At 43.6% G+C, this 1,684-nt stretch carries 1 protein-coding gene; it reads right to left on the reverse strand.

Annotation, left to right across the window (positions count from 1 at the left end; all coding sequences use genetic code 11):
- Window positions 1–7: 7 nt before the first annotated feature.
- Window positions 8–1,402 carry an IS110 family transposase gene (locus tag V7K56_RS21840; RefSeq protein ID WP_334913510.1) on the reverse strand — a complete coding sequence of 465 codons (1,395 nt, stop codon included), beginning with the start codon at window positions 1,400–1,402 and terminating at the stop codon, window positions 8–10.
- Window positions 1,403–1,684: the final 282 nt, after the last annotated feature.

Raw genomic sequence — 1,684 nt, forward strand, 5'->3', positions numbered from 1 at the left:
CCCTCTCCTAAGAAACCGTATTTACTTCGGGCTGAGGAACAAGCTCAAAACCTAAAGCTAGAGCCTTTTTTTGGAGGTTATTAATAACTCGTTGTTGGTAACGTTGCTCATAATAATCCATGCCAATATCTTGATAGTTACCTCCTGTTGTCCAAAGTCGGTAAAAAATTCGTGCTAGCTTATGAGCAGTAGCAGTGATAGCTTTGGGCGTACCAAGGCGAGAACGTAAGCGACGATAAAAAGCACCCAAAGCAGAATTGCTCTTGCCAGCTGTTTGTGCTGCCATTCGGAAGGCATTGGCAGCAGGATTAACCACCAAGCGAGTTTGAGAACTTTTCACTTTACCCCCAGTGATGCGATTGCAAGGGCAAAGACCAAGCCAAGAAGTAAACTGTTTAACAGTTGGGAATCGGGTAGGATCTAAACCGACCTCAGAAATAATGGTTTGCACGGTCAGAATACCAAGACCATCAATCGCCGTGAAATCCACGCCACTAATTCGGTAAAGATGGGTACGTAAATCAAAAGCGGGTTCATTGCCTTGTGGTTTATTGCGGGGGTGCTTTGGTTGCAAAAGAGGAGATTCATCGAGATTAACTTTGTCACTAAATTGAGCCAAGCACTCCTGTATTTGGCGATCACAAGCGGCTATCTGAGCTTGATAGACATCATAAAGTTGTAGTTCCTGTTGAAGTACAAAAATATGCTCATTCCGATAATCACCATTTAAAGCAGCAGCAATTTCAGCTTCAGAGCGTTTAGTACGGTGATGTCTTTTCGCTGCCAAAATTTGTGGGTCTATTTCTCCAGCAACAATTGCTCGAATGATTGCCATCCCAGTAGTGCCAGTGATATCGCTAACCACCTTATGCAGTTGCACGTTCATCTGGGTTAAAGTTTTTTGCATCCGTTGAATGTGAACACAAGCACTTTTGATAAGACTATCCCGGTGGCGGATATAACTCCGCAAAACACAAATCTGGTCTTCCGGGCGAAAAGAACCAGATAACAATCCGTAACTATGCAACTGTTGCAGCCATTGACAGTCTAAAATATCAGTTTTACGTCCAGGTAAAGTTTTGACGTGATGGGCATTGACAAGTTTAACTTCAAAACCCTTTGTCTCCAAGATTTGAAACAACGCAATCCAATACACCCCCGTTGATTCCATTGCTACAGTTTTTACTCCACAAACAGCCAACCAATCAGCAAGAGCATACAAGTCAGCAGTGTAACAGCCAAAACGTCTGACACACTCGGAGGCTCGGTCTTTTGGAACACTCACCCAGTGGAATTCTGAACCGATATCAATACCTGCTGCATTTGAGTTAATTGGTCTTAAATCAGAAGTTTCATTTGCACTTGGTTGATGGAAACGGGATTTGAACTTTGGTGTTTTCATCATCAAAGACTGCCTCAGGAATGCAGAGTAATACTAGCAATTGGAGTGTGCCCTAACCTGGGTTGACGGATGAATACAGTCTCCTAAACGGGATAACAGCAGCAGCTATTTCACCAATGTCACAACCGTCTCAACCCAGAACCAAGCTTCTGTACGGGCGACAAAGCACCACTGGGGGATCGGTCTTAACTGTTAGGACACAATAAAAGTGTAATTTTTTTCGGTGCGTCTTATTTTGTTTCTTCCATCCATAACGGAAGCGAGCGCGTCAGTAAACAGCTT

This window comes from Nostoc sp. (genome assembly GCF_036917535.1).
Taxonomy (GTDB): Bacteria; Cyanobacteriota; Cyanobacteriia; order Cyanobacteriales; family Nostocaceae; genus Nostoc.

What these genes read in the sequence shown, in the direction of transcription:
- V7K56_RS21840 (WP_334913510.1), bottom strand. Translation starts at nt 1,402, where the DNA reads ATGAAAACACCAAAGTTCAAATCCCGTTTCCATCAACCAAGTGCAAAT.